This is a genomic window from Apilactobacillus pseudapinorum (assembly GCF_040369555.1).
GTDB lineage: Bacteria > Bacillota > Bacilli > Lactobacillales > Lactobacillaceae > Apilactobacillus.
Genome location: NZ_BAABVU010000043.1, coordinates 1 through 429 on the forward strand (window position 1 = coordinate 1; position 429 = coordinate 429).

1 rRNA gene is annotated in these 429 nt (G+C 42.7%); it reads left to right on the plus strand.

The features are described from left to right. Positions 1-123: 123 nt before the first annotated feature. Positions 124-429, plus strand: a 16S ribosomal RNA gene (locus tag ABWU86_RS07010); the annotation flags it as partial.

Below are 429 nucleotides of genomic sequence, written 5' to 3' on the forward strand. Positions count from 1 at the left end.
AGATTGATAATCGATGATGTGTAAGGAATCTTACAACGAAGTTTGTAAGAATTAAACATTGCGAAGTCAATTCGCTTATAAAATAACAATTTATTCAGAAGAGCTAAGTTAAGCTTTTCATCTTAAGATGAGAGTTTGATCCTGGCTCAGGACGAACGCTGGCGGCGTGCCTAATACATGCAAGTCGAACGAGCTCTCCCAAATTGATTTTATGTTTGCATAAATGATTTTTGGATTCGGAGCGAGTGGCGAACTGGTGAGTAACACGTGGGTAACCTGCCCCGAAGCGGGGGATAACATTTGGAAACAAATGCTAATACCGCATAATTAGTCAGAACCGCATGGTTCCGACTTGAAAGATGGCTCTGCTATCACTTCGGGATGGACCCGCGCCGTATTAGTTAGTTGGTGAGATAAAAGCCCACCAAG